Origin of the sequence: Roseovarius sp. (assembly GCF_040223625.1) — a bacterium.
Taxonomy (GTDB): Bacteria; Pseudomonadota; Alphaproteobacteria; order Rhodobacterales; family Rhodobacteraceae; genus Roseovarius.
This window is the reverse complement of sequence record NZ_JAVKFX010000030.1, coordinates 38059-64328: the sequence shown is the minus strand read 5'-3', so window position 1 is coordinate 64328 and position 26270 is coordinate 38059. Positions and strand designations below refer to the sequence as shown.

Genomic DNA, 26270 nt, shown 5'->3' with positions numbered 1-26270 from the left:
GCCGGGGCCGGTCCTGACGAATGCGCTTGACCGCCCCGGCCCGACACCCCCAAAAGACAGGCCATGTCTGACCAGCCCCGTTCCCATGGCCGCAAATCCATCTCCGCCTCGCTTCAACCGCGCGGGCTGATGGATCACAACCCCCGCCTCGCCGGGGTCTGGACCGCCCATATCATCACATTGTTCCCCGAGGCCTTCCCCGGCGTGCTCGGCGAAAGCCTGACGGGCCGCGCGCTGAAAGACCGGCTCTGGGCGCTGGAAACCACCCATTTGCGCGAGTTCGGCGAAGGCCGCCACCGCAATGTCGACGACACGCCCGCCGGCGGCGGCGCCGGCATGGTCATGCGCGCCGACGTCATGTCCCGCGCCATCGACGCCGCCACCGCCGGCGCGCCGCCTGCGCGCCCCCTCCTCTACCTCAGCCCCCGCGGCCGCCGCTTCGACCAGGCCATGGCCCAGCACCTCTCCGAAGGTCCGGGCCTCACCATGATCTGCGGCCGCTTCGAAGGGCTCGACGAACGCGTCATAGACCATTACGGCATCACCGAGGTCTCGCTCGGCGATTTCGTCCTCACCGGGGGCGAGATCGCGGCACAGGCGATGATCGACGCCACCGTCCGCCTCCTCCCCGGCGTCCTCGGCAACGCCGCCTCGACCGAAGAGGAAAGCTTCACCTCCGGCCTGCTGGAACACCCGCAATACACCCGCCCCGCCGAGTGGAACGGGCGGCAGATCCCCGAAGTCCTCCTCTCCGGCAACCACGCCAAGATCGCCGAATGGCGGCAGCAACAGGCCGAGGCCCTCACCCGCGCCCGCCGCCCCGACCTCTGGCAGGCCTACACCGCCCGCCGCGACAAAAGCGACTGACCCCTCGCCACCGGCCCTCCCGCGTCCTATCTTCACGCCCAAGCTCAGGGAGGGGATCACCATGCACCGACGTACCGTTCTCAAGGGTGCCCTGGCGACCGGCCTTGTCACGACCTTCCCCCGCCTCGCCGCCGCCACCCCCCTCACCCTCACCGCCGCCCCGGGCGAGGCGCCCCTCGTCGTCCCCGACGGCCCGGCCACGAAAGCCTGGCTCTACAACGGCACCGCCCCCGGCCCCGTCCTCCGCGCCCGCCAGGGCGACACCCTCAACGTCACCGTGCAGAACGACCTGCCCGAGCCCACCACCGTCCACTGGCACGGCCTCCGCGTGCCCGTTTCACAAGACGGCATGCCCTTCCTCAGCCAGCCCCCCATCGCCCCCGGCGACAGCTTCGACTACACCCTCCCCCTCCATGACGCCGGCACCTTCTGGTACCACCCCCACGTCAACAGCTCAGAACAGGTCGGCCGCGGCCTCCACGGCCTGCTGATCGTCGAGGAACCCCCCGAAATCGCCGCCCGCCTCCAGGCCGACCGCGAAATCGCCTGGGCCCTCGACGACTGGCGCCTCGACAACGACGCCCAGATCGCCCCCTTCGGCAACCGCCACGATCAAAGCCACGGCGGCCGCACCGGCAACGTGCTCACCGTCAACGGCACCTACCTCACCCGCACGCCCGTCCGCTCCGGCGAACGCCTCCGCCTGCGCATCTGCAACGTCGCCAACGCCCAGAACTTCCACCTCACCTTCGCCCCCTTCGACCCGTGGCTCATCGCCCTCGACGGCCACCCGGTCGCGCCGCAGAAACTCGGCGACAGCGGCGTCTGGCTCGGCGCCGGGCAACGCGCCGACCTCATCCTCGATATCGACGCGGCCCCCGGCACCCCCGCCCGCGTGATCGACGACGCCTACGGCCCCGACCGCGCCTTCGAGGTCATGACATGGGAGGTCTCCGACGAGGCGCCCCTCCGCGACACCCCGCTCGGCCCGCCCGAGGCGCTGCGCCCCAACCCGGTCGCCCAACCCGACCTCGCCAATGCCGAAACCCACAAACTCACCTTCGACGGCGGCGCCATGGGCGGCATGGCCGAGGCCATGATGGAGGGCAAGATGCTCCCGATGCAGGAACTGGCCCAAGCCGGTCGCTTCTGGTCGATCAACGGCACCGTCCCCGCCCGCCTCCACGAAACCGAACCGCTCCTGCGCCTCGCCCTCGGCAAGACCCACCGCATCACCCTCCAAAACCGCACCCGCTGGCCGCACCCGATCCACCTCCACGGCCACAGCTTCCAGCTCACCGACCCCCGCGCCGGCAACATCGCCACCCTCCGCGACACGGCCCTCCTGATGCCCGACGAGACCACCGAGATCGCGCTCGTCGCCGACAACCCCGGCACGTGGATGCTCCACTGCCACATCCTCGAACATCAGGCCTCCGGCATGATGGGCGTGGTCGAGGTCGCCTGACACCCGTCAGGGCCCTTTTTCCTTGAATTTGCACCCCGAACCTGATTTACCGCGCCCATTCCGAACCAGCGTCGGCGCGCGTGATTCCCGTTTTTCTTCTGATGGGTCCGTCTCCGCGCCATTTTCGCTTTTCCGGAAAGGCCCTTAGGGGCACCGAACAAGACAAGACGACCTGACCTCTGGCGGGCGCCCCCGGTAAGACCGGCACGGCGGACCCGGACGAAGACCAAGAGCTCTGAGGACGCGAGACACCTTTGCGGGCCAAACCGCAAGCACATTTAGGAGAATGCAGCGATGGACATTATCGCTCAGATCGAGGCGGAACAGATCGCCGAACTCGGGAAGGACATTCCCGACTTCAAGGCCGGCGACACCGTCCGCGTCGGCTTCAAGGTTACCGAGGGCACCCGCACAAGGGTGCAGAACTTCGAAGGCGTCTGCATCAGCCGCAAGAACGGCGACGGCATCGCCGGAAGCTTCACCATCCGCAAGATTTCCTTCGGTGAAGGCGTGGAACGGATCTTCCCGCTCTACTCGACCAACATCGACAACATCACCGTGATCCGCCGCGGCCGCGTGCGCCGCGCCAAGCTGTACTACCTGCGCGCGCGCCGGGGCAAATCGGCCCGGATCGCCGAGGATTCGAACTACAAGCCCAAGGACGACGGCAAGAAACCCGTGCAAGGATCGGCGACATGAAAAAAGACATCCACCCCGATTACCACTACATCGAAGTCAAGATGACCGACGGCACCGTCCTGACCATGCGCTCGACCTACGGCGCAGAGGGCGACAGCCTCTCGCTCGACATCGACCCCACGGTCCACCCGGCCTGGACGGGCGGCGGTCACCGCCTGACCGACGCGGGCGGCCGCGTGTCGAAGTTCAAGAACAAGTACGCAGGCCTCGGCTTCTGATCGGGCGCCACGCAATCGACACCACGAAACGCCGCTCCCACCGGGGCGGCGTTTTCTTTTTCCCTCCCACCTGATGCAACGGCGCCAGCCCCGCGCCGCAACTGCGCGAAGCTCTCTTTCAAATCGTCAACGGCACCGGTAAGTTGCGCAAAAAATCGCGCAGACACATGGCGCAGAACGAGGGGCAACGGAACATGGCGCATATCATCGTCGTGGGGAACGAAAAGGGCGGTGCGGGCAAATCGACCGTGTCGATGCACGTGGCCACGGCGCTGGCCCGGCTGGGCCACAAGGTCAGCACGCTCGACCTCGACCTCCGCCAGAAGACGCTCGGCACCTACATCCGCAACCGCGACCGCTTCCTTCAGAAGTCGGGGCTCGACCTCCCCTCGCCCGCCTATCGCGACCTCCCCGAGGTAGACCAATCCGCCCTCCAGCCGGGCGAGAACATCTATGACCGCCGCCTCTCCGCCGCCGTGGCCGAGATGGAACCCGACAGCGATTTCATCCTGATCGACTGCCCCGGCTCCCACACAAGGCTCAGCCAGGTCGCCCACTCGCTCGCCGACACGCTGATCACGCCCCTGAACGACAGCTTCATCGATTTCGACCTCCTCGCCCATATCGACAGCGACGGCATGAAGATCCTCGGCCCCTCGGTCTATTCCGAGATGGTCTGGAACGCCCGCCAGCTTCGGGCCCAGGCCGGGCTCAAACCGATCGACTGGGTCGTCGTCCGCAACCGCCTCGGCGCGCAACAGATGGTGAACAAGGAAAAGATGGGCGCCGCGCTGGACAACCTCGCCAAGCGCATCGGCTTCCGCACCGCCCCGGGCTTCAACGAGCGCGTCATCTTCCGCGAGCTCTTCCCCCGCGGCCTCACCCTGCTCGATCTCAAGGATATCGGGGTGAAACAGCTCAACATCTCCAACGTCGCCGCCCGGCAGGAGCTTCGCGACCTCATCAAGGCGCTCAACCTCCCCGGCGTCGAGGTCGATTTCTGAGCCACCCCCGAAATCTTCAAAGGATTTCGCTCCGTTTTCTTCTAAAGAAAACGGCCACTTAACCGCACCCGCGCAGGCCCGGACCACGCGCAAAGACCATCACGCCCGAATGCCCGCCCCCGCCTTTCTCGAACAGCGCGATCTCCCCTCGCCCTCCCGGAAAGGTTGCCGCCCCACGCGGTTGCGCTAGAAAGAGACGAAGGGCGCGCCGCAGCTTCTTGCGGCCAAAACCGAGCAGCGGAGGAGGCGTCGTGTCGTTGGAGTTACTTCCGGGCAGCTATTGCGGCGAGGCTCCGGGCCCGGATCTTGTCTGGGCCTCGTGGAATTTCGATCCCGTCGTGCTGGCCGCTCTCCTGACCCTGACGATCTTCCTGCGCCACAAGCCCCCGGGCCTTGCCGCCGTGGCGGTGCTTGCCGTCGCCTTCGTCTCGCCGCTCTGCGCCCTTTCGGTCGGCCTGTTTTCGGCCCGGGTTGTGCATCACGTGCTGCTGGTCGCAGTCGCGGCACCGCTGCTCGCGGCGGCCTTGCCGCGGCGGCGGCTGTTCGGATCGATGCCGCTGCACTTCCTGGTTTCGACTGCGATCCTGTGGGCCTGGCATCTCCCCGCTGCATATGACCTCGCTCTGCGGGATATCGGGGTCTACTGGATGATGCAGGTCACCCTGCTCGGGTCGGCGACCCTGTTCTGGCGCGCGGTCCTCGCCAATGGCGACGCCGTCGGCGGGGTCCTATGGTCGATGGCCGGGCTGATCCAGATGGGTTTGCTCGGCGCGATCCTGACGCTGGCCCCCGTGGTGCTTTACGACGCTCATCAGCAGATGCCGCTCCAGTGGGGGCTGATGCCACTCGAGGATCAACAGCTGGGCGGCCTGATCATGTGGGTCCCGGCGATGCTCCCGTACATTGCCGTCCTCGCCCTGCTTGCCCGCCGCGCCTGGAATTCGGGCCGGGGACCGGCCTCCGCATGAGCGCGATGATGGCGCTGGTGCCTTACGTCAAGGCGCTGCATGTCGCGATGCTGCTGCTCTGGTGCGGCGGGCTGTTCGCCCTGCCACTCATGCTGGCCCGGCACGACCCGGCGATCGGACAAGGGGATTACACCCGCATCCGCCATGCCACGCATTATACCTATACGTTCTGCATCACCCCGGCCGCCGTTCTCGCCATCGGGTCGGGCACGGCGCTGATATTCCTGCGCGAGGTGTTCGTGACCTGGATGTTCGCCAAGCTCTTCTTCGTCGCGATGATGGTGACCTTTCACGTCTGGATCGGATACGTCCTTGTCGCGGTGGCGGAACGGGAGGGCGCACATCGCGCCCCGAAACCCGCTCTTCCGCTGGTCCTCCTGCTGGCGCCGGTCCTGTGCGTCCTGACGCTGGTCCTGGCCAAGCCGGAACTGCAGGAAATTCCCGTTCCCGACTGGCTGACCGAGCCGCGCGGCCATCAGTTCCCCTTTGACGTGCCCAGACGATGATCGAACACGAGCTTGCCCCCATGCCATCCCGTCACCATCACGACGAGCACGTTGAAGCCCGAAAGCAGGATGCCATAGGGCAGCACCGCCTCTTCGTAGCCCTGCAGCCGGTAGCCCCAGTTCGTGCCCAGCAGCGACAAGAGCAGCACGGCGATGATGAAATGCGTCCAGGCCGCGGCGCGAATGCGGATGCCGGGCACCAGCAGCAGTTCCGCCGTGCCCGTCACGCCGGCGATCAGGCCGAACAGAAAGCCGGTGCCCGCCGCCCAGATCGCGGCGCGGGCCCAGAAGGCGTCGCCGCTCCACCAGTAGAACAGGTCGGCGCCGAACGCGCAGAAGGTAAGCGCGACGGGGAATGCGACGCTCATCGCGTGCAGCGGATGACCCCAGAGCCCGACGAGGGATTCCGTCTCGTCGTAGCCGGGATGTTCCACGATCGGATCCAGAAGTTCCTCGGACTCGTTGACCATCTTGTCCGGCATCCCTGGGTTCTCCTGCGCTGCGGTGTCGGGGGTATAACTATCTTTTTTCTGGCAGGTTGCGAAGAGTCTCTCTCGGCCGTGCACCCGGCCGGGCCTGCGGCCAAGGTCATCGCCACGCTGTGGTGGGTGCTGCTGGGCGGCGCCACGGCGATCTTTCTCTTCGTGGCCGGCCTGATTGCCTGGGCCTGGTACGGCCCGTCGGGAGAACGCGACGAATGGGGGTACGTCATCGGGCTCGGGCTGGTCTTCCCGCTGATCGTGCTGGCGGCGCTGCTGGCCTACGGGCTGGTCGTCGGCGAACGCCTGCTGCCTCGCCCCGGCCCCGACGTGGTGCGGGTGCAGGCCGAGGCGCGGCAATGGGCCTGGCGTTTCGGCTATGACGACGCACCGGATCGCGAGACCGAGAACGTGCTGCACATCCCCGCCGGGCGGCCGGTGGACGTGGCGATCACCACGGCCGACGTGATCCATGCCTTCTGGGTGCCGCGGCTGGCGGGCAAGCTGGACGCGGTGCCGGGCCGCGTGAACGTGCTGCGGATCGAGGCCGACAGGCCGGGCCGCTACGAGGGCCTCGGATCCGAATTCAACGGCCCCGGCTACCGCGACCACCGCTTTTCCGTGATCGCGCACGATGCCGCATCCTGGGATCGGTTCCTGCAGGGAGACGCGCCATGACCGCGCTGCGCCGCCATCGCGCGCTGACCCGCATCTGGGCCTCGGACCCCGGCTGGAAGGGCTGGTTCACGACCGTGAACCACACCGATCTGGGCCGGATGTTCCTTGCGGTCGCCATCTTCTTCTTCATCGTGGGCGGCATCCTCGCCATGCTGATCCGCGCGCAGCTCGCCAGCCCGCGCTCGGCCTTCATCGGCCCGGAACACTACAACCAGATCTTCACCATGCACGGGACCATCATGATGTTCCTGTTCGCGATCCCGCTGTTCGAGGGGCTCGCGGTCTATCTCCTGCCCAAGATGCTGGGCACCCGGGATCTCGCCTTTCCCAGACTGACGGCCTACGGCTTCTGGTGCTACGTCTTCGGCGGATCGATGATGATCTTCGCCCTGCTGGCCGGTATCGCGCCCGACAGCGGGTGGTTCATGTACCCGCCGCTGTCATCGACCATCGGCGCCCCGGGCATCAACTCGGATTTCTGGCTGATCGGCATCACCTTCGTCGAGATCTCGGCGATCTCGGCGGCGGTAGAGATCACGGTGACGATCCTGCGCTACCGGGCCGCGGGAATGCGCCTGTCGAAGATGCCGATCTTCGCCTGGTACGCGCTGGTCACGGCGGTGATGATCCTGACGGGCTTTCCGCCGCTGATCCTCGGCTCGATCCTGCTGGAACTGGAACGGGCCTTCGGAATGCCCTTCTTCCAGGTGGCAGATGGCGGTGACGCGCTTCTGTGGCAGCACCTGTTCTGGCTCTTCGGCCACCCCGAGGTCTACATCATCTTCCTGCCCGCGGCCGGCGCGATCTCGACCATCCTGCCGGTGATGGCCGGCACCCGGCTCATGGGCTACGGCTGGATCGTGGCCGCCGCCGTGTCGCTCGGCGTGCTCAGCTTCGGTCTATGGGTGCACCACATGTTCACGACCGGCATCCCGCACATGGGGCTGGCCTTCTTCTCCGCCGCCTCGACGCTTGTGGCGGTGCCGACGGCGGTGCAGATCTTCGCCTGGATCGGAACGCTGCGCCAGGGCCGGCCGAGGAGGCACCTGCCCATGCTCTGGCTGCTGGCCTTCTTCGCCACCTTCGTGATCGGCGGGCTCACCGGGGTCATGGTGGCCATCGTGCCGTTCGACTGGCAGGTGCACGACACCTACTTCATCGTCGCGCATCTTCACTACGTGCTGATCGGCGGCTTCGTCTTTCCCATGCTGGCGGCGCTCTACTACTGGATGCCGCATTTTGCCGGGCGCACGACCTATTTCAAGCTCGGCCCCACGGCCTTCTGGCTGATCGTGCCGGGCTTTCACGGCACCTTCCTGCTGCTTCACTGGGCGGGGCTGCTCGGGATGCGGCGGCGGATAGACACCTACGAGGCCGGACAGGGATGGGAGCTCATAAACCTCATCGCTTCGGTCAGCAGCTTCGTCATGGCGATCGGCCTTGCGCTCGTGCTGATCGACGTGGTGGTGAACGTGACCGTGGCGGTGCGGGGCGCGCGCGATCCCTGGAAAGCCGGAACGCTGGAATGGGCGATGCCGACGCCGCCCCCGGCCTACAACTTTGCCAGCATCCCCGAGGTCACATCGCGCGAGCCGCTTTTCGACGCGCCCGGCCTGCCGGTGCAGATCGCCCGGGGCGAGGGCTATCTGGGCGATTGCGAAAGGGCGCGGCGCGAAACACTGTCCGTCGATGTCGCCACCGGAGAGCCGCGCTACATCACCGTCTTCCCCGGCAATACGGCCCTGCCGGTGCTGATGGCGGCGGTGACGGGCCTGTTCTTTCTCGGAATGCTGACAAAGGCGTACTGGCTGATCCCCCTCTCCGCCCTGGGCGTGATCGCCTGCGCGCTGACCTGGGTCTGGAGCCTCGGCACCAAGGAAAGCGAGGGGTTGCTTCCGGCCGGTCGCGGGCTGTCGCTGCGCACCGCGGCCGAAGTGCGCGACCCGCCCGGCTGGTGGGGGTCGATCTTCCTCCTGCTGGCCAATGGCACGTTCTTCGGCTCGCTGCTCTTCGGCTATGCCTTCCTCTGGACGATCGCCCCGAACTGGCCGCCGCCCGCCTATGTCGAAGCGGGACCATGGATCCTCCTGCCGCTATTCGGCGGGGCCACGCTGACACTCGCCGGAACGCGCCTGAAAGCGCCCCCCGGCCTGGCCCTCGCCATGGCGGGCCTCGCGGCTCTCGGCGGCGCCTGCGCATTCCTCCTCTCGCGCGCGCCCGATCCAACCGCCCACGCCTATGACGCGACCCTCTGGGTGTTGATGGGATACGCCCTGCTGCACCACCTGATCGCCCTGTTCATGATGGCGCTGCTCGCCGCCCGCCTACTCGCCGGCCACCCCGCCGCGACAACCTCCGGCGCCATACGCATCGGCCGGCTCTGGTGCGACTACGCGGTCGCCGTCACGCTGGTCACCGCCACGGCGGCCATGCTGCCGGGTATGTTGACGTGAACTCGGTTCTGCGCCTCTCGCTTCCGCTGACGCTCTGGCTGGCGTCCTTCAGCGCGGTCTACGGGTTGCACGGCCTGCTTTGCTCCGACCGCTGGAACGCGCCTGTCGACGAGGGCACGCTGCGCGGTCTGTTGATCCTCGCCACGGTCGCGGCAATCCTGGTCCAGATCCTGCTCATGCTCGCGCTCCGGTCACCGCGCTGGCCGGAGACCGACCCCACCCTCCGGCGCATCAGCCTCGTCCTCGCCGCCGTCGCGCTGGCCAGCACGGTCTGGACGCTCCTGCCCCCCGTGGCGGCCGCGTCATCCTGTGGCGAAGCCGTGCGGATGCAGCCTGTCCCCTTTGAACCGCCTCGACATTGGACATGAAACGGGCAAGGTCGGAAAAATCGCGCCAGAAACTTTAGACCTCCGCCCTCGGGCGGTTGATCGTCACGCTGCGGCCCGAGACCGCGTAGTCGCCATAGCGGCTCTGCCAGCTGCTCCGCCCCGGCGCACTGTCGGGTCGCCCGGCCGGCCAGGGCTGTTGCGACCGATGCCAGAAGGCGGCCGCCCCCGCCGCCAGTATTCCAACGCCCAGCAGCAGTGCCAGTTTACCGCCGCCACGGCCGCGGTCTTGTCCCGTCTCGTACGTGTCCATGGGAAAACCTCCGTTCGAGTCGGTAACAACCGGGCGGAGGGCAATGTTCCCGAGATACGCCACCACGGGATCATGCCGGGACAACACGCGAAAAAACGCTCAGGTGAAAACCGGAAACCAGTAACCCCCAAATGACGTCGGACCGAAAGGCGGTCAGTGACAGCACTGGCCCGCACGACCTTCGTCACGAACCGCCACCCCGGTCCCAACCGTCAGACCACCCGCCGGCGCCTCAGCGCCACGAAGTTCGACACCAGAAGCGCCCCGATCACCACCGCGCCCCCGATCATCGCCCAGCGCCCCGGGTCCTCGCCCACGATCGCCCAGACCAGCAGCGGCGCCAGCACCGATTCCAGCAGGATCAGCAGCGACACTTCCGGCGAGCTGATATAGCGAGGCCCCAGCGTCAGGAAACAGGTTGCCACGGCAATGAACGCCCCGTGGCCCAGAAACAAGTGCCACTGCGCCTCTACCGGCGGCCCCGGCTCGATGAACGGCCAGATCAAAAGCGCCGCCCCGATATAGGCCAGCGGAATCGCCGGGATCATCGAGATATCCTTCAGCCCCCTGACCGCCGTCAGCGCCCCCGAATACGCAATGCACACCGACAGCGCGTAGAGATCCCCCGACCAGTGCGCCACCGCGTTCTCACCCGAGCCATAGGCGATGATCGCCAGCCCCCCGATCACCGCCAGCATGGTCATCACCACCCGCCGGCTGATCGGCTCGCCCAAAAACACCCGCGCGAAGATGGCCGAGAAGATCGGCATCGAGGCGAAGATGAACACCACGTTCGCCACGCTCGTATGCGTCACCGCCAGCACGAAGCCCGGCGCCGTGTACCCGATCAGCACCATGTAGATCACCCCGGGCCAGCCCGAGCGCAGAACCTGCCCGAACCCCTTGGTGCCCTGCACCGCCAGAAGCCCCAGAAGGATGATCCCCCCGGCACTCATCCCGCGCCAGAACGCGGTCACCATCGGCTCGGCATCAATGAGCCGCACGTAAAGCGAATCCGGCACCACGAACAGCACGCCCAGCGTGGTGATGATCAGACCTTTGAGATGCTCGTTCATGGCGCAAGCTGAACGGGTTTTTGACCGGAAAGTAAAGTCCCGCGCCTACCGCCCGCCGGCCAGCCGTTTCAGCATCGACCGCAACAGCGCCGTCTCCTCGTCCGAGAACTGCGAGGTCAGCCTTGCATCGTATTGCCGCGCCACCTCGTGCAGGTCGCGATAGGCCGCCCGACCGGCCGTCGTCAGGTCGAGATACTCGAACCGCCGGTCCGCCGCGTGCCGCTCGCGCGTGATGAACCGCCGCGCCGCCAGCTTCTGCACCGCCCGGCTCACCTTGGTCTTGTGAATGACCGCCCGCTCGCCGATCTCCTTGGCGGTCATCCGGCCATAGATGCCGAGGTGGAACAACACCCGCCACTCGGTCCGCAACATCCCGTAGCGGCCCTTGTAGATCGTCTGGAACTCCTGCCCCGAGGCCTCCGCCGCCTGGTTCAACAGGTAAGGCAGGAAATCCGCCAGCTCGAATGTCTCGTCACATGTATCGCGCATCATGGTCAGCCATGTAGCCTTGTTAGTTACAAATTCAACTGTTAGCTCCATGGGACAAGGAGGACCGCTGCCATGAACCGCCAGACCAAGTCCCATGGCCTGACCCAGGCCGCCACGCCCGTGGGCACGCATGAAGGCTACATGCCCGGTTTCGGCAATGATTTCGAGACCGAGGCCCTGCCCGGCGCCCTGCCCCAGGGCATGAACTCGCCCCAGAAATGCGAATATGGCCTCTACGGCGAACAGCTCTCCGGCACCGCCTTCACCGCCCACCCGCCGGAACGCACATGGACCTACCGTATCCGGCCTTCCGTCAAGCACTCGGCGCGCTACACGAAGATCGACCTGCCCCACTGGAAATCTGCCCCCAACGTCGATCCCGACGTGATCTCGCTGGGCCAGTACCGCTGGAACCCCGTCCCCCATTCCTACGAAAGCCTCACCTGGCTCACCGGCATGCGCACCATGACCACCGCCGGAGACGTGAACACGCAGGTGGGCATGGCCAGCCACATCTACCTCGTCACCGCCTCGATGGAGGATGCCTATTTCTACTCCGCCGACAGCGAGCTGCTGGTCGTCCCGCAGGAAGGCCGCCTCCGCTTCTGCACCGAGCTCGGCATCATCGACCTGGAACCGAAGGAAATCGCCATCCTCCCCCGCGGCCTCGTCTACCGGGTCGAGGTGCTGGAAGGCCCCTGCCGCGGCTTCGTCTGCGAGAACTACGGCCAGAAATTCGAGCTCCCCGCCCGCGGGCCGATCGGCGCCAACGGCCTCGCCAACCCGCGCGACTTCAAGGCGCCGGTGGCGGCCTTTGAGGACCGCGAAACCCCCTCCACCCTCACCATCAAGTGGTGCGGCCAGTTCCACGAAACGCAAATCCCGCAAAGCCCGCTCGACGTGGTCGCGTGGCACGGCAATTACGCCCCCTGCAAGTACGACCTGCGCACCTATTCCCCGGTCGGCGCGATCCTCTTCGACCACCCCGACCCGTCGATCTTCACCGTGCTCACCGCCCCCTCCGGCGTCCCCGGCACCGCGAATATCGACTTCGTCCTCTTCCGCGAACGCTGGATGGTGGCCGAGGATACCTTCCGCCCGCCCTGGTATCACAAGAACATCATGTCCGAGCTGATGGGCAACATCTACGGCCAGTACGACGCCAAGCCGCAGGGCTTCGTCCCCGGCGGCATGAGCTTGCACAACATGATGCTGCCCCACGGCCCCGACCGCGACGCGTTCGAGAAGGCCTCGAACGCCAATCTCGGCCCCGACAAGCTCGACAACACCATGTCCTTCATGTTCGAAACCCGCTTCCCCCAGCACCTCACCCGCTTCGCCGCGACCGAGGCGCCGCTGCAGGACGATTACATCGATTGCTGGGACAGCCTCGAGAAGAAATTCGACGGCACGCCGGGTCGCAAATGATGCGCAATCGAGTATTTCCGGAACAATGAAAGCCCCGGACAGCGCCCCCATGGACAGCGTGACGATCCTCGGCAGCAAGGGCGGCCCGGCGATCCGCCCGGGCTCGGCCATGCCGACCTCCATACTGGTGCGTATGGCTGGGCAAACCGTGCTGATCGACGCAGGGCTGGGGGCGGCGGCGGGCGTCTGCCGCGCGGGCGTGGCCCTGACGGAGATCGACGCGGTGCTCGTCACCCACCTGCATTCCGACCACTACCTCGAACTCGGGCCGCTCCTCCACACCGCATGGACCGCCGGCCTCAAACGCGAGGTGCCGATCTATGCCCCCTCCGGCCTGCCCGCCTACTGGGAGGGTTTCCGCGCCTCGATGGCCTACGATATCGACACCCGCACCGAGGATGAAGGCCGTCCCGATTTCGACAGCCTCTTCCCCATCCACCGGCTCGACGACCACCTCGACCTGACGCTCGGCAGCCTGCGCATCACCGCCCTCCCCAACCACCACCCGCCCGTCACCGAAAGCTACGCCCTCCGCTTCGACGCCCCCTCCGCCAGCGCCGTTCTCTCCGGCGACACCGCCCCCATCCCGGCCATGGTCGACTTCGCCGAGGGCGCCGACCTCCTCGTTCACGAGGCCATGCTGACCGACCACATCACCGCCATCGTGAACCGCATGGGCTATGCCGATGACCGCCTCCTGAAGCACATCCTGCGCAGCCATACCGCCGCCCATGACGCCGCCAAACTGGCCGAGCGCGCGGGCGTGTCACAGCTCGCCCTCAACCACCTCATCCCCTCCGGCGAGCCCGGCGTAACCGAAGACACATGGCGCGCCGAGGCCGCCCCCCATTTCTCCGGCACGCTCCACGTCGCCCATGACGGGCTGACCCTCCCCCTGAAAGCCACGCCATGAAATACGCCACCCTCGACAACGGCACCCCCGACGGCCAACTCGCCCTCCTCTCCGATGACGGTGAAACCTGCCGCCTGCCCGACGGCGCCACACTGCAATCCCTCCTCGACGGCACCGAACCCGCCCCGGATGGCCCGGAGACGCCCTTCGTTGAGACAGACTGCCTTTCCCCCCTCCCCCGCGCCTTCCAGTTCCTCGACGGCTCGGCCTACGTGAACCATGTCGACCTCGTCCGCCGCGCCCGCGGCGCCGAGATGCCCGAGCGCTTCTGGCACGACCCGCTCATGTACCAGGGCGGCTCCGACAGCTTCCTCGCCCCCACGGCGCCCATCCCCGGCGACCCGTCATGGGGCATCGACTTCGAGGCCGAGGTTGCCGTCATCACCGGCCCGGTCCCCATGGGCGCCACCCGCGATCAGGCCCGCGCCGCCATCCGCCTTGTCCTCCTCTGCAACGACATCTCGCTCCGCGCCCTCATCCCCGACGAGCTCTCCAAGGGTTTCGGCTTCGTCCAGTCGAAACCCGCCTGCGCCTTCTCGCCCCTCGCCATCACCCCCGACGCCCTGCCGGGCTGGGACGGCGACAAGCTCAACGGCACCGTGCACGTGGAGCTCAACGGCAAACCCTTCGGCCGTGCCGATGCCGGCGAAGACATGACCTTCGACTTTCCCACCCTCATCGCCCATGCCGCGAAAACCCGCCACCTCGCCGCCGGCACCATCATCGGCTCCGGCACCGTCTCCAACCGCGACGCGGATGGCGGCCCCGGCAAACCCGTCCGCGACGGCGGCCGCGGCTATTCCTGCATCGCCGAACAGCGCATGGTGGAAACCCTTCTCGAAGGCGAGGCCAAGACCCCCTTCCTCCAACCCGGCGACCGCGTCAGGATCTGGATGGAGGACGACACGGGCCGCCCGCTCTTCGGCACCATCGACCAGACGGTCGCCTCATGACCTCAGCCAGCGGCCTGCCATTCCTTCACCGCCTCCAGCGGCCACAGCAGCATCAGGATGTTGAGCGCCAGCCCGTCGCGGATCACGATCGCGGTCAGCACCTCGAACCCGATCACCACCGCCACGCTCACCCAGACCGGCACGACCCGGGCCAGCGCGAACCCCACCCACATCGCCGCGATGTCGGACACCGAGTTGAGAACGCTGTCCCCCATGTAATCGGAAGAGACCGTGGAATCCCGGTACCGCTGGATCATCGCATCGGTGTTCTCCACGATCTCCCACCCGCATTCGACCACCGTGGCAATCACCAGCCGCCAGCCAATCGGCACCCGCGGCACCACCAGCCAGAGCGCGCCATAGAACAGCAACCCGTGCAACAGATGGCTCGGCGCGTACCAGTCCAGAACCTGCTGGTTCGCCTCCTCGGTGCCGATCGTGCCCCACAGGTCGACATAGCCACAGGGGCACACCCCCGCCCGGCCCATTGCCAACAGGATCACCGCCGTCACAACGGTGATCAGGAACGTCAGAACATAGGGCAACCGGCTCTGCATCATGTCACGAACCCAAGCACAGCCCCCCGCCCCTGTCCATCTCAGAAAGGAGCCCCCCATGTCCAAGGCCTTCGCCTCCCAAGGTGATCTCACCGAGAAAACCATCAGCTTCACCGAGGTCGGAAACGGCCTCTGGGCCTTCACCGCCGAGGGCGACCCCAATTCCGGCGTCATCATCGGCGACGACAGCGTCATGATCGTCGAGGCCCAGGCCACCCCCCGCCTCGCGAACAAGGTCATCGAGAAGGTCCGCGAGGTCACAGACAAGCCGATCACCCACCTTGTCATGACCCATTACCACGCCGTCCGCGTCCTCGGCGCCTCGGCCTACGGCGCGCCGCAGATCATCATGGGCGACACCGCCCGCGCCATGGTCGCCGAACGCGGGCAGGAAGACTGGGACAGCGAATTCCAGCGCTTTCCCCGCCTCTTCGAAGGGCATGAGAGCATCCCCGGCCTGACATGGCCCACCACCACCTTCTCCGACAGCATGACCGTCTATCTCGGCAACCGCCGGGTCGACCTCATGCATCTGGGCCGCGCCCATACCGCGGGCGATATCGTCATCCATGTCCCGGACGAGAACGTCATGTTCACCGGCGACATCGTCGAATACCACTCCGCCTGCTACTGCGGCGACGGGCATTTCTCCGACTGGGGTGACACGCTCGATGAAATCAAGTGGTTCGACGTCGACGCCATCGCGCCCGGCCGGGGCGACGCGCTGATGGGCCGCGAAATGGTCAACGCCGCCATCGAGAACACCCGCGATTTCGTGGAAAGCACCTACCGCCCCGCCGCCCGCGTCGCCGCTCGCGGCGGCACGCTGAAAGAGGCGTGGGACGCGGTGCGCGCCGCCTGCGACCCGAAATTCTCCGATTACGCGATCTACGAGCACTGCCTGCCGTTCAACGTCGCCCGCGCCTATGACGAGGCGCGCGGCATCGACACCCCCCGCATCTGGACGGCCGAGCGTGACGTGGAGATGTGGGAACAGTTGCAGGGCTAATGATGCACTTGCCCGTCAGCCCCGGCCTTCCGGCCTCACAGCGTCAGCCGCGCCTCCGGCTTGCACACCTCCTGCTTCAGCGCCACGGCGCCGGGCAGGTTGGCGGGTTTCGGCATGTGCCACGCGGCGGGGTGGATCACCTTGGCCGTGGGCCGCGCCTCGTCGGCCTCGGCGGCGGTCTCTTCCACCGCCTCTTCCTCGACGGGACCCATCAGGTAAACCGTGGCAAGCGTCGCGAACACCACCAGCGTCGCCAGCGTCAGCAGGATAAGCCCCGCCAGCGGATTGACCAGGAACGACACCGCGAACACCACCAGAAGCAGGCCACCGGCAACCCCGGCCCCGCGATGGAACGGATCGGCCCGCCGCAGAACCGCGCCCAGCGCCGCCATCAACAGCCCGGCCCCGGCCACGCCCGTCATCGCCAGGTTGACGGGGTTCAGGTTGATCGGCCGCAGGCTCTCGCCCACCACCGGCACCACGGCGACCGCGAGGCCGCCCAGGATACCGGCGCCGGCCAGCCCGATCAGGCCCAGCCCGGCCTCGCGGCCCTGTTTATCACTAGCACTCATATCGGCGGCAGACACGTCGTTACTCCCCAGGTCTGTTCGTTCTGGAGGGTCAACACCGCCGCCGCCCGCCCTGTTCCGAAAATTCCGCGCCACCCCACCGCCCGTTGCGCCCGCGCCACACAAGACCGTCTCGAGCCCCGCCCATGACCCGCCTCTTCGACACCCCGCTCTACCCCTATGCCCGCCATCCCGACCAGGACGCCGCAAACCCCGTCCGCCACCCGGTCATCGTCATCGGCGCCGGCCCCGTCGGCCTCGCCGCCGCGCTCGACCTCGGCCAGCAGGGCGTGCCGGTCGTGGTGCTCGACGAGAATGACAAGGTCTCCCACGGCTCCCGCGCCATCTGCTTCGCCAAGCGCACCCTCGAGATCGCCGACCGCCTCGGCTGCGGCGACCCGCTGACCGACCGCGGCGTGCGCTGGAACCTCGGCAAGGTCTTCTTCGGCGACCGCAAGGTCTACGAGTTCAACCTCCTCCCCGAGGACGGCCACCGCCGCCCGGCCTTCGTCAATCTCCAGCAATACCACCTGGAAAACGACATGGTCGCCCGCCTCCGCGAATTGCAGGAGGGCGGCGCCCCCATCGACCTCCGCGGGAACAGCCGCGTCACCGACATCGCGGCCCATCCCGACCACGTCGCCCTCACCGTCGACACGCCCGACGGCCCCTATGCCCTCGAAGCAGACTACGTCATCGCCTGCGACGGCGCCGGCTCCCCCACCCGCGACAGGCTCGGCCTCGGCTTCACCGGCCGCGTCTTCGAAGACAACTTCCTCATCGCCGACGTCACCATGCAGGCCGATTTCCCGACCGAACGCTGGTTCTGGTTCGACCCGCCCTTCAACCCCGGCCAGTCGGCGCTGCTGCATAAACAGCCCGACGGCGTCTGGCGCATCGACCTGCAGCTCGGCTGGGACATCGACCGCGAAAAGGAGAAAGAGCCCGACCGCGTCCGCGCCCGCGTCCGCCAGATGCTGGGCGACGACGTGGCGTTCGAGCTCGAATGGGTCTCCATCTACACCTTCCAGTGCCGCCGCATGGACCGCTTCCGCCACGGCCGCGTCCTCTTCGCCGGCGACGCCGCACACCAGGTCTCGCCCTTCGGCGCCCGCGGCGCCAATTCCGGCCTGCAGGACACCGACAACCTCTGCTGGAAGCTCCGCCTCGTGCTGGCGGGCGAGGCGCCCGAGACCCTGCTCGACAGCTACGACAGCGAACGGGTCGAGGCGGCCGACGAGAACATCCTCAACTCCTCCCGCTCCACCGATTTCATCACGCCCAAGTCGAAAACCAGCCGCCTCTTCCGCGACGCCGTGCTCGACCTCTCCGAACACCACGCCTTCGCCCGGCCCTTCGTCAATTCCGGCCGCCTCTCGGTGCCCTGCATCCACGCAGGCTCCCCGCTCAGCGCCCCCGACGCCCTGCCCGGCGGCCCGTCCCGCACCCGCCCCGGCGCCCCCTGCCCCGATGCGCCGCTCGGCAATGGCTACCTGCTCGACCGGTTGCGAAACGGCTTCACCCTCCTCGCCCTCGGCCGCGCGGCCCCCGAAATCCCCGGCACCACGCCCCTCGGCCTGCCGGAGGTCACCGACGCCCTGCGCACCCGCTACCTAGGCCAAGCCCCAAGCGCCCTTTACCTCCTCCGCCCCGACCAGCACGTCGCCGCCCGCTGGGCCGACGCCACACCGGCAGAGATCGAAACCGCCCTCACCCGCGCCAAGGGAGGCCACGCATGACCCTCACCCTTACCCCCAACATCGACGCCCCCGACGACCTCTACGCCGACCTCCTCGCCGCCCACGAGGGGCTGACCGACGACCAAAGCGCCGCCCTCAACGCCCGCCTCATCCTCATCCTCGCCAACCACATCGGCGACCGCACCACCTTCCGCGAAGCCCTGAAGGCCGCCGCCCCGAAACCCTGACCCCCCGCTTTCATCTTTCCAGAAATACTCGATCCCCCCGGCCGCCTCCCATGCCACGGCCGCGGCGACCCCCCGCATTTTCATTGTTCCAAAAATACTCAAATCCTCCCGCCCCAACCCACCAGCCCGCTCCCGAGTCCCCGTAGGGTGGGTGACCCCCCCCCAGGTCCCCCCGTCCCACCACTTCCTGTAGACCCCCGCACCCCATCCCGCGTAGGGTGCGCCAAGACCAACACGAGGAAAGGCCCGCCCCATGTCCGCCCCCGAAAACACCTTCAAGACCGCCCTCAAACGGGGCGATCCCCTCTACGGCTGCTGGGCCGGCTTCGCCGATCCCTACCCGACCGAGGTACTCGCCACAGCCGGGTTCGACTGGCTCGTGCTCGACGCCGAGCACGCCCCCAACGACCTGCGCACCATCATGGCCCAGCTCCAGGTGCTCGAGGGCAAACCCTGCCACCCCGTCGTCCGCCTGCCCATGGGAGAGGCATGGGCCATCAAGCAGGTGCTCGACGCCGGCGCCCAGACCCTGCTGATCCCCATGGTCGACAGCGCCGATCAGGCCCGCGACCTCGTCCGCGCCATGCGCTACCCGCCGCAAGGGATCCGCGGCTCCGGCGCGGCCCTGGCCCGCGCCTCGCGCTTCTCCTCGGTGCCCGACTACATCACCACCGCCAATGACCAGATGTGCCTTCTGGTGCAGATCGAAAGCCGCGCCGCGGTCGCCGCGCTCGACGACATCCTCGCGGTCGAGGGCGTCGACGGCATCTTCATCGGCCCCTCCGACCTTGCCAACGACATGGGCCATGTCGGCGACAGCAACGCACCCGAGGTTCGCGACACGATCAAGGATGTCCTCGCCCGCGCCGCCGCCTCCGACACCGCCGCCTGCATCCTCGCCACCGACCACGAGACCGCCCTGACCTACCGCGACTGGGGCGCCCAGGTCATGGCCGTGGGCATCGACGTGCTGATGCTGGCCCAGACCGCCCGCGCGGTCGCGCAGAAATGGCGCGATGGCTAGGCGGCACCTGCTGGCCGATCTCGGCGGCACCAACACGAGGCTGGCGCTGGCCCAAGACGGCCGGCTCCTTGCCGGCACGCACCGCCGCTACCGCAACGACGATTTCGCCAGCTTCGAAAACGTCGTCACCGCCTACCTCGCCGACCTTTCCCCCGGCCCGGTCGACGCAATCTGCGCCGGCGTCGCCGGCCCGGTGCTGGGCGAGACGGCGCAGCTCACCAACCACCACTGGCACGTCGACGCCGCCCGCCTCCGTGACGTCACCGGCGCGGGCCCCATCCACCTGATGAACGACCTGCAGGCCCAGGGCTACGGGCTCGACGATCTGCCGCCCGACACGGTCCAGACCATCTTCCCCGGCCAGCCCGCCCCGCAAGACGCCCCCCGCCTCGTCCTCAACCTCGGCACCGGCTGCAATGTCGCGGTGATCCACAGCCGCGCCGATGGCATCTTCGTCCCGCCCGCCGAATCCGGCCATTCCGCCCTGCCCCACGCCACTGGCCGCGTGGGCGCGCTCTTCGACCACCTGCGCGGCGTGCAATCCCACATGCCGATGGAAACCGCCATCTCCGGCCCCGGCCTCTCCAACACCCACGCTTTCCTCACCGGCGCCGACCTCTCCCCCACCACCATCGCCACCGCCGCGGCCCGGGGCGACCCGGCCGCCCTCGACACGCTCGCCCTCTTCGCCGAAGCCCTCGGCCTCATCGCCGGCAATTTCGCCCTGCACCACCTGCCCGCAGGCGGCCTCCACCTCACCGGCAGCCTCGCCCCCGTCATCGCCCCGCACCTGCCCGCCTCGGCCTTCCTCGCCCGCTTCACCGCTCGCGGGCCCTATACCGACATCGTCCGCGCCATCCCTGTCCGGCTCGTGACCTGCGACACGCTCCCCTTGCTGGGATGTGCGCGATATCTGCGACAGGTAACGGCCGGTTAAGCCGATCCGGCACATACTCCACCCCGACACCAACGGAGTCCTCCCATGTCTCGAACCCCACCCCGCACCACGTGCGCACTCAATGACCTTCGCGACATCGAAACCGTCCTCGCCCATTCCGGCGGCGAGCCCGTTGAAATCCTCACCGAGTCGGGCCGCATCGGGCATTTCGTCCCGCAGGCATGGGTAGAGAAGCACGAGATCATGACGGAAGACGCGCTGATCGAAAAGCTCCGAGAGCACGCGACCTGATCACCGCATTGGAAATGGCCCAATGGCTCCGCACAAAACCTGGTGAATCCGGCCCCGCCTGACCACAAGCCCTTCCCCCGTCCCGCGCCCTCTGTCATACTGCCTTCAACCAACAAACCAAAGAGCAGCAGCATGGCCGACGACCTTCTCACCGCCACGGAACCCTCCGACTACAACGCCGCCTCCATCGAGGTGCTGGAGGGGCTCGAGCCCGTCCGCAAGCGCCCCGGCATGTATATCGGCGGCACCGACGACCGCGCGCTGCACCACCTCGTGGCCGAAATCCTCGACAACTCGATGGACGAGGCCGTCGCCGGCCACGCCTCCCGCATCGAGGTCACGCTGCACGAGGATCACTCCGTCACCATCACCGACAACGGCCGCGGCATGCCGGTCGACGAACACCCGAAATTCCCCGGCAAATCCGCGCTCGAGGTGATCCTCTGCACGCTGCACGCCGGCGGCAAGTTCTCGGGCAAGGCCTACCAGACCTCCGGCGGCCTGCACGGCGTCGGCGCCTCCGTGGTCAACGCCCTTTCCGACATCATGATCGTCCAGGTCGCCCGCAACAAGGCGCTCTACGAACAGCGCTTCTCGCGCGGCAAGCCGCTGGGCAAGCTGGAACAGGTAGGCCAGGCCCCCAACCGCCGCGGCACCACCGTCACCTTCCACGCGGACGAGGAGATCTTCGGCTCCCACCGCTTCAAGCCGCACCGCCTCTTCCACTCGATCCGCTCCAAGGCCTACCTCTTCTCGGGCGTGGAGATCCGCTGGAAATCCGCCATCCCCGACGGCGACACGCCGATGGAGGCCAGTTTCCACTTCCCCGGCGGCCTGTCGGACTTCCTCCGCGAAACCCTCGGCACCGCCTCGACCTATGCCGAACGCCCCTTCGCCGGCACGGTCGAGTTCCAGGAACGCTTCGGCACCCCCGGCAAGGTCGAATGGGCCATCAACTGGACCCCCTCGCGCGATGGTTTCCTGCAGAGCTACTGCAACACGGTCCCCACCCCCGAAGGCGGCACCCATGTCGCCGGCTTCTGGGCCGCAATCCTCAAGGGCATCAAGGGCTATGGCGAGCTCGTGAACAACAAGAAGGCCGCCAACATCACCCGCGAGGACCTGATGACAGGCGGCTGCGCCCTCGTCTCCTGCTTCATCCGAGAGCCCGAATTCGTCGGCCAGACCAAGGACCGCCTGGCCACCACCGAGGCCCAGCGCCTCGTCGAGAACGCCGTCCGCGACCATTTCGACAACTGGCTGGCCTCCGACACCAAATCCGCCGGCGCCATCCTCGATTTCCTCGTCCTCCGGGCCGAGGAGCGCCTCCGCCGCAAGCAGGAGAAGGAGACCCAGCGCAAATCGGCCACCAAGAAGCTCCGCCTGCCCGGCAAGCTGGTCGACTGCACCTCCAACGCCCGCGAAGGCACCGAGCTTTTCATCGTCGAGGGCGACTCGGCCGGCGGCTCCGCCAAGATGGCCCGCTTCCGCCAGACCCAGGCGCTCCTGCCCCTGCGCGGCAAGATCCTCAACGTGCTCGGCGCGGCCAGCTCGAAGCTTGGCTCCAACGCCGAGATCAACGACCTCACGCAAGCGCTCGGCGTGGGCCTCGGCTCCCGCTTCCGCATCGACGATTTGCGCTACGACAAGATCATCATCATGACGGATGCGGATGTCGACGGCGCCCACATCGCCTCGCTGCTGATGACCTTCTTCTTCACCCAGATGCGGCCCCTCATCGACAACGGCCACCTCTACCTCGCCTGCCCGCCGCTCTACCGGCTGACCCAGGGCGCCAAGCGCGTCTACTGCCTCGACCAGGCCGAGCGGGACGACTGGCTCGCCAAGGGCCTCGGCGGCAAGGGCAAGATCGACGTCTCCCGCTTCAAGGGCCTCGGCGAAATGGACGCCAAGGACCTCAAGGAAACCACGATGGACCCCGCCACCCGCAAACTCATCCGCGTCACCATCGACGAAGACGAACCGGGCGAAACCGGGGATTTGGTGGAGCGGCTGATGGGCAAGAAGCCGGAATTGCGGTTCCAGTACATCCAGGAGAATGCGCGGTTCGTGGAGGAGTTGGACGTTTGACCCTACGGTCAACGCCAACGTCACCCCGTCGGGTGGGTGCCAACCCACCTACCCCCGACTTCGACGACCCACAAAAAGGTGGGTTCGCACCCACCCTACGCCCCTTGTCTCTCGCCGAATTCCCCCTCTACCGGGGCGCCCCATTCTGGCGGCACGCGTCCCAGGCGCATATCTCGGTGTATCGACGAATACCGCCATTCCGAAGCGTCTTCGACCAGCCCGTGCTTTACCGGGTTCCCCCAGCAATAGGCCACGTGTGCCCGATAGTCGGCTTCGTCCCTGATGCGGTGCTCCCAATAACGCCGTTGCCACAGGCCCCGCTCGCCCTTGATACGCTTGCTCCGGCTCCTTCCTCCCGACAAACCGGTACGCTTGGTGAAAATCGTCTTGATCTCCTTCCAACGCGTCGGAAAATCGCAGTCTCTCTCGGGCAAAGACCAGACAGCATGCAGATGGTCGGGCAGTACAACCATCGCCTCGATCACGAACGGACGTGCCAGACGCACCATACGAACTGCTGCCCGCAGATCCTCGATATGCGTGGTCAAGGCATCTGACCCGCGATCCGCAAGATTGACAGTAAAGAAGTACAGGCCGCCAGCGGCAAGAGAGCGACGATAGTTCGGCATGACAGGATTATCAGCGCAATGTGGTTAACGGCGCGTTATCCCCCGATCGGCACTTCGCATCCCTCGAAAAAAGGTGGGACAATTCAACTGCATAGGATGCACTATCCAGGTTACCCGGCCGGGACGACACGCCTCGGCCCCCGATACCTTCCATCCCCGCCGGGCGCGCACCCCCATTTTCGCCCGACCCACTCCCCCCCACAACCCCAACTTGAAATCCCCCTCCTCCAAGCTCAAATACCTCCATAACTCCCCGTGACACCCGGTAAATCATGCGCCGCGCCATCGCCCTCCCCACCGCTCTCCTCTTCGCCGCCGCGCTCGCCGGATGCGCCACCCCGCGGCAATCCTGCATCTACAGGGCCACCGGCGATTACCGCGCCGCGCAGGAGAAGATCGAAACCATCGAGGAGAACCTCGAACGCGGCTACGCCCTCCACCGCGAGCAGGAACCCTACTTCGCCGGCCGCACCTGCTACTACCGGCATCCCGCCACGCTCGAAGTGCTGCCCTATTCCTGCTCCTCGACCTACTGGCGCACACGCACCACGCCGGTCGCCATCGACGCCGATCTCGAGAAGGAAAAGCTGCAACGCCTCCGGCGCGAGCTGCCCGCCCTGCAGGCCCGCGCCGCCGCCGGCACCCGCCAGTGCCAGGCCCAGTACCCGGAGGAAGGCTAGGCACTGCCGCCACGCCTCAACCCCATGCTGAAACCCCTCCTCCTCCTCGCCGCCCTCGCCCTCACCGCCTGCACCCCCCTGCAGAACTGCACCTACAGCGCCACGCGCGATTTCCGCACGCTCGAACACGACATCCGCGAAACCGAGGAAGCCCTCGCCCGCGGCTACCGCACCGAGCGGCGCACCGTCCCCCGCACCGTCTTCACCACCTGCGTCCGCCGCGACCCGGCCACGCAGAAGCCCATCGCCTTCCCCTGCCGCGACACCGTCTTCCGGACGGAAACCATCCGCGTCCCCATCAACCGCGCCCGCGAGGCCCGCAAGCTGGCCGAATACCGCGCCGCCCTGCCCGCCGCACAGGCCCGGGCCAGCGCCGGCGTCCGCCAGTGCCAGACCACCTATCCCGAGGATGCCTGACCCGCGCCCCATTGCGTCCCGCGCGGCCCGTTAACCCCGCCTCCGCCGGTGAAAAACACCGACAAAATACCGACGTTATACCGACGCGATACCGACACGGCATTTTGCCCTGAAATCAGCCCGTTAACCCCGATTCGCCCCCTGGCGACACGCGTGGGAGGAATCTTCCCTCTACCCGCCCCGTTAATCCCTTGCTAACGTCCCGGTCATGCGCTGGTTCATCCTCCTCTCCTGCCTCCTGCTTCTCTCCTGCGGCCGCCCCCTGACGCCCGCGGAAAAGAGCTTTGCCAAGCAGATGCACGGCGACACGCTCGACGTCTCCCGCATCCGCTTCAACAACGGCGCCCTGATCGGAGAGACCACCTATCTCCGCCAGAAACGCCCCCGCCTCGCCTGCCGCGAGCGCATCCTGCCGGAACCCAGGACCGAGAAGGTCACCGTCTCCCCGGCGGCATTTGTCTTCAACAACAACGTCTTCTTCGCCCGCGACTGGTACGCGCCCGACTACATGTCCGAGTATCCCGAGAAGTTCGACCTCGTCAGCGCCATGCTCTTCGCCCATGAAATCGTGCATGTCTGGCAATGGCAGAACCGGGCGAAAACCGGCTACACGCCCTTCCGCTCCGCCGCCGAGCATTCCCGCTCCGACGATCCCTACCTGTTCGACATCACCACCAACGCGAACTTCCTCGATTACGGCTACGAACAGCAGGCCTCGATCGTCGAGGAATACATCTGCTGCGCCACGCTCGACCCCGACGCGCCACGCACCAAGCGCATCGCCGAGATGCTCCGCGGCGCCTTCCCGATGAGCCGCCTGCACATTCCCGAGAAGGTGCTGATCCCCTGGAAAGACGCGGAAATCGAGAATATCTGCCGCTAGGCGCTAGCCCTCGGCCTGGATGCTCGCGAGATACACCATCAGCGCCGCCAGCGGCCGCGGCGTCGGCGTCAGAACCCCGTCGCCCGTATCCACCGGCACCGTCTCGCCCTCCAGCAGCAGGCCGAATTCCGGCATCTCCTGCCCCGGCTGCCCGGCCCGCTCGTACCCGTCGATCACGCTCAGCACATGCGCCGTCGGAAACGCGCCGCCCCGCTCCAGCCGCGTCAGGTCCGCCGGCCGCGGATCCTGTGACGCCGCCCACGGCCCGTCGCCCTTGCCCGACACCCCGTGGCACTGCGCGCAATTCTCCATGTAGAGCGCCTGTCCTTCCGACGGCTGCGGCATCGACGGCGCGACACAGGCCACGGCCGCACCCCCCAACAGTCCAAGGATTATCCAACGTGTCATGCCTGCCCCCTCGCTCCGGTTCTGCCGGGAATTGTCAGTTGCCCCTGTT

The 26270-nt window shown here is 67.2% G+C and carries 31 protein-coding genes; 23 read left to right on the top strand and 8 right to left on the bottom strand.

What is annotated here, in order from left to right; genetic code table 11:
* Positions 1 to 63: 63 nt before the first annotated feature.
* The 7 genes from trmD to RLN94_RS08725 all read left to right on the top strand — a co-directional run bounded on the left by trmD (position 64) and on the right by RLN94_RS08725 (position 5730).
* On the top strand, positions 64 to 867 hold the full coding sequence (trmD, locus tag RLN94_RS08755; RefSeq protein ID WP_350158604.1) for a tRNA (guanosine(37)-N1)-methyltransferase TrmD: 804 nt from the start codon (positions 64 to 66) through the stop codon (positions 865 to 867).
* A 61-nt stretch (positions 868 to 928) separates the two neighbouring features.
* Positions 929 to 2335 carry a multicopper oxidase family protein gene (locus tag RLN94_RS08750; RefSeq protein WP_350131109.1) on the top strand — a complete coding sequence of 469 codons (1407 nt, stop codon included), beginning with the start codon at positions 929 to 931 and terminating at the stop codon, positions 2333 to 2335.
* A gap of 294 nt (positions 2336 to 2629) precedes the next feature.
* Positions 2630 to 3034: a 50S ribosomal protein L19 gene (gene rplS, locus RLN94_RS08745; RefSeq protein ID WP_300896044.1), complete on the top strand. Its 405-nt coding sequence runs from the start codon at positions 2630 to 2632 to the stop codon at positions 3032 to 3034.
* Positions 3031 to 3252 carry a 50S ribosomal protein L31 gene (gene rpmE, locus RLN94_RS08740; RefSeq protein ID WP_350131108.1) on the top strand — a complete coding sequence of 74 codons (222 nt, stop codon included), beginning with the start codon at positions 3031 to 3033 and terminating at the stop codon, positions 3250 to 3252. Before rplS ends, rpmE begins: the two co-directional genes overlap by 4 nt.
* Before the next feature lie 194 nt (positions 3253 to 3446).
* Positions 3447 to 4256, top strand: a complete 810-nt coding sequence (locus RLN94_RS08735) for a division plane positioning ATPase MipZ (RefSeq protein ID WP_350131107.1) — start codon at positions 3447 to 3449, stop codon at positions 4254 to 4256.
* 251 nt (positions 4257 to 4507) lie between these two features.
* On the top strand, positions 4508 to 5224 hold the full coding sequence (locus RLN94_RS08730; protein ID WP_350131106.1) for a cytochrome c oxidase assembly protein: 717 nt from the start codon (positions 4508 to 4510) through the stop codon (positions 5222 to 5224).
* Positions 5221 to 5730, top strand: a complete 510-nt coding sequence (locus tag RLN94_RS08725; RefSeq protein ID WP_350131105.1) for a CopD family protein — start codon at positions 5221 to 5223, stop codon at positions 5728 to 5730. The genes RLN94_RS08730 and RLN94_RS08725 overlap by 4 nt, the downstream gene beginning before the upstream one ends.
* On the opposite strand, the gene RLN94_RS08720 is transcribed toward RLN94_RS08725, so the two are convergent.
* Positions 5700 to 6212, bottom strand: a complete 513-nt coding sequence (locus RLN94_RS08720; RefSeq protein WP_350131104.1) for a DUF2231 domain-containing protein — start codon at positions 6210 to 6212, stop codon at positions 5700 to 5702. The two genes, RLN94_RS08725 and RLN94_RS08720, sit on opposite strands and share 31 nt — an antisense overlap.
* Positions 6213 to 6290: 78 nt before the next feature.
* Here RLN94_RS08720 and RLN94_RS08715 point away from each other — a divergent pair, with 78 nt between their 5' ends.
* Genes RLN94_RS08715 through RLN94_RS08705 form a run of 3 tightly spaced genes read left to right on the top strand, consistent with a single transcriptional unit; the run spans position 6291 to position 9708 of the window.
* Entirely contained in the window at positions 6291 to 6887 is a 597-nt protein-coding gene (locus RLN94_RS08715) for a cytochrome c oxidase subunit II (protein ID WP_350131103.1), read from the top strand.
* Positions 6884 to 9340 carry a cytochrome c oxidase subunit I gene (gene ctaD / locus RLN94_RS08710; RefSeq protein WP_350131102.1) on the top strand — a complete coding sequence of 819 codons (2457 nt, stop codon included), beginning with the start codon at positions 6884 to 6886 and terminating at the stop codon, positions 9338 to 9340. Before RLN94_RS08715 ends, ctaD begins: the two co-directional genes overlap by 4 nt.
* Complete coding sequence (locus tag RLN94_RS08705) at positions 9337 to 9708, top strand: hypothetical protein (protein WP_350131101.1); 372 nt, start codon at positions 9337 to 9339, stop codon at positions 9706 to 9708. The genes ctaD and RLN94_RS08705 overlap by 4 nt, the downstream gene beginning before the upstream one ends.
* A 34-nt stretch (positions 9709 to 9742) precedes the next feature.
* On the opposite strand, the gene RLN94_RS08700 is transcribed toward RLN94_RS08705, so the two are convergent.
* The 3 genes from RLN94_RS08700 to RLN94_RS08690 all read right to left on the bottom strand — a co-directional run bounded on the left by RLN94_RS08700 (position 9743) and on the right by RLN94_RS08690 (position 11547).
* On the bottom strand, positions 9743 to 9979 hold the full coding sequence (locus RLN94_RS08700) for a hypothetical protein (protein ID WP_350131100.1): 237 nt from the start codon (positions 9977 to 9979) through the stop codon (positions 9743 to 9745).
* A 212-nt stretch (positions 9980 to 10191) separates the two neighbouring features.
* The gene (locus RLN94_RS08695; protein WP_350131099.1) at positions 10192 to 11055 is read right to left on the bottom strand and encodes a DMT family transporter; all 864 of its coding nucleotides are present in this window, start codon (positions 11053 to 11055) and stop codon (positions 10192 to 10194) included.
* 45 nt (positions 11056 to 11100) lie between these two features.
* The gene (locus RLN94_RS08690) at positions 11101 to 11547 is read right to left on the bottom strand and encodes a MarR family winged helix-turn-helix transcriptional regulator (RefSeq protein WP_350131098.1); all 447 of its coding nucleotides are present in this window, start codon (positions 11545 to 11547) and stop codon (positions 11101 to 11103) included.
* Positions 11548 to 11616: 69 nt separating this feature from the next.
* Between RLN94_RS08690 and hmgA the strand changes: the two genes are divergently transcribed.
* Genes hmgA through RLN94_RS08675 form a run of 3 tightly spaced genes read left to right on the top strand, consistent with a single transcriptional unit; the run spans position 11617 to position 14838 of the window.
* Positions 11617 to 12972, top strand: coding sequence for a homogentisate 1,2-dioxygenase (hmgA, locus tag RLN94_RS08685; RefSeq protein ID WP_350131097.1), 1356 nt, complete (start codon positions 11617 to 11619; stop codon positions 12970 to 12972).
* A gap of 49 nt (positions 12973 to 13021) precedes the next feature.
* On the top strand, positions 13022 to 13885 hold the full coding sequence (locus tag RLN94_RS08680; RefSeq protein WP_350158606.1) for an MBL fold metallo-hydrolase: 864 nt from the start codon (positions 13022 to 13024) through the stop codon (positions 13883 to 13885).
* Positions 13882 to 14838 carry a fumarylacetoacetate hydrolase family protein gene (locus tag RLN94_RS08675; RefSeq protein ID WP_350131095.1) on the top strand — a complete coding sequence of 319 codons (957 nt, stop codon included), beginning with the start codon at positions 13882 to 13884 and terminating at the stop codon, positions 14836 to 14838. Before RLN94_RS08680 ends, RLN94_RS08675 begins: the two co-directional genes overlap by 4 nt.
* A gap of 2 nt (positions 14839 to 14840) precedes the next feature.
* Here RLN94_RS08675 and RLN94_RS08670 read toward each other — a convergent pair whose 3' ends face one another.
* On the bottom strand, positions 14841 to 15398 hold the full coding sequence (locus tag RLN94_RS08670) for a DUF2585 family protein (protein ID WP_350131094.1): 558 nt from the start codon (positions 15396 to 15398) through the stop codon (positions 14841 to 14843).
* A gap of 55 nt (positions 15399 to 15453) precedes the next feature.
* On the opposite strand from RLN94_RS08670, the gene RLN94_RS08665 reads away from it, so the two are divergent.
* The gene (locus RLN94_RS08665) at positions 15454 to 16404 is read left to right on the top strand and encodes an MBL fold metallo-hydrolase (protein ID WP_350131093.1); all 951 of its coding nucleotides are present in this window, start codon (positions 15454 to 15456) and stop codon (positions 16402 to 16404) included.
* Between the two features lie 35 nt (positions 16405 to 16439).
* On the opposite strand, the gene RLN94_RS08660 is transcribed toward RLN94_RS08665, so the two are convergent.
* Positions 16440 to 16991, bottom strand: coding sequence for a hypothetical protein (locus tag RLN94_RS08660; protein WP_350131092.1), 552 nt, complete (start codon positions 16989 to 16991; stop codon positions 16440 to 16442).
* Between the two features lie 128 nt (positions 16992 to 17119).
* Here RLN94_RS08660 and RLN94_RS08655 point away from each other — a divergent pair, with 128 nt between their 5' ends.
* From RLN94_RS08655 to parE, 6 genes are all read left to right on the top strand, one after another.
* Complete coding sequence (locus tag RLN94_RS08655; RefSeq protein WP_350131091.1) at positions 17120 to 18712, top strand: FAD-dependent oxidoreductase; 1593 nt, start codon at positions 17120 to 17122, stop codon at positions 18710 to 18712.
* Positions 18709 to 18900, top strand: coding sequence for a DUF2783 domain-containing protein (locus RLN94_RS08650; RefSeq protein ID WP_350131090.1), 192 nt, complete (start codon positions 18709 to 18711; stop codon positions 18898 to 18900). Before RLN94_RS08655 ends, RLN94_RS08650 begins: the two co-directional genes overlap by 4 nt.
* A gap of 253 nt (positions 18901 to 19153) precedes the next feature.
* On the top strand, positions 19154 to 19924 hold the full coding sequence (locus RLN94_RS08645) for an HpcH/HpaI aldolase family protein (protein WP_350131089.1): 771 nt from the start codon (positions 19154 to 19156) through the stop codon (positions 19922 to 19924).
* Positions 19917 to 20861 carry a glucokinase gene (locus RLN94_RS08640; protein WP_350131088.1) on the top strand — a complete coding sequence of 315 codons (945 nt, stop codon included), beginning with the start codon at positions 19917 to 19919 and terminating at the stop codon, positions 20859 to 20861. The genes RLN94_RS08645 and RLN94_RS08640 overlap by 8 nt, the downstream gene beginning before the upstream one ends.
* A gap of 45 nt (positions 20862 to 20906) precedes the next feature.
* Positions 20907 to 21113, top strand: coding sequence for a hypothetical protein (locus RLN94_RS08635; protein ID WP_350131087.1), 207 nt, complete (start codon positions 20907 to 20909; stop codon positions 21111 to 21113).
* Between the two features lie 132 nt (positions 21114 to 21245).
* Positions 21246 to 23204, top strand: coding sequence for a DNA topoisomerase IV subunit B (gene parE / locus RLN94_RS08630; protein ID WP_350131086.1), 1959 nt, complete (start codon positions 21246 to 21248; stop codon positions 23202 to 23204).
* Between the two features lie 95 nt (positions 23205 to 23299).
* Here the strand turns inward: parE and RLN94_RS08625 are convergent, their stop codons facing one another.
* Complete coding sequence (locus tag RLN94_RS08625; RefSeq protein ID WP_350131085.1) at positions 23300 to 23833, bottom strand: REP-associated tyrosine transposase; 534 nt, start codon at positions 23831 to 23833, stop codon at positions 23300 to 23302.
* A 272-nt stretch (positions 23834 to 24105) separates the two neighbouring features.
* Here RLN94_RS08625 and RLN94_RS08620 point away from each other — a divergent pair, with 272 nt between their 5' ends.
* The 3 genes from RLN94_RS08620 (at position 24106) to RLN94_RS08610 (ending at position 25813) form a co-directional block, all read left to right on the top strand.
* The gene (locus tag RLN94_RS08620) at positions 24106 to 24513 is read left to right on the top strand and encodes a hypothetical protein (protein WP_350131084.1); all 408 of its coding nucleotides are present in this window, start codon (positions 24106 to 24108) and stop codon (positions 24511 to 24513) included.
* 24 nt (positions 24514 to 24537) lie between these two features.
* A complete protein-coding gene (locus RLN94_RS08615; RefSeq protein WP_350131083.1) occupies positions 24538 to 24930 on the top strand; it encodes a hypothetical protein in 393 nt (130 codons plus the stop codon).
* Between the two features lie 208 nt (positions 24931 to 25138).
* Positions 25139 to 25813: a hypothetical protein gene (locus tag RLN94_RS08610; RefSeq protein ID WP_350131082.1), complete on the top strand. Its 675-nt coding sequence runs from the start codon at positions 25139 to 25141 to the stop codon at positions 25811 to 25813.
* Positions 25814 to 25816: 3 nt separating this feature from the next.
* On the opposite strand, the gene RLN94_RS08605 is transcribed toward RLN94_RS08610, so the two are convergent.
* A complete protein-coding gene (locus tag RLN94_RS08605) occupies positions 25817 to 26221 on the bottom strand; it encodes a c-type cytochrome (protein WP_350131081.1) in 405 nt (134 codons plus the stop codon).
* Positions 26222 to 26270 lie beyond the last annotated feature (49 nt).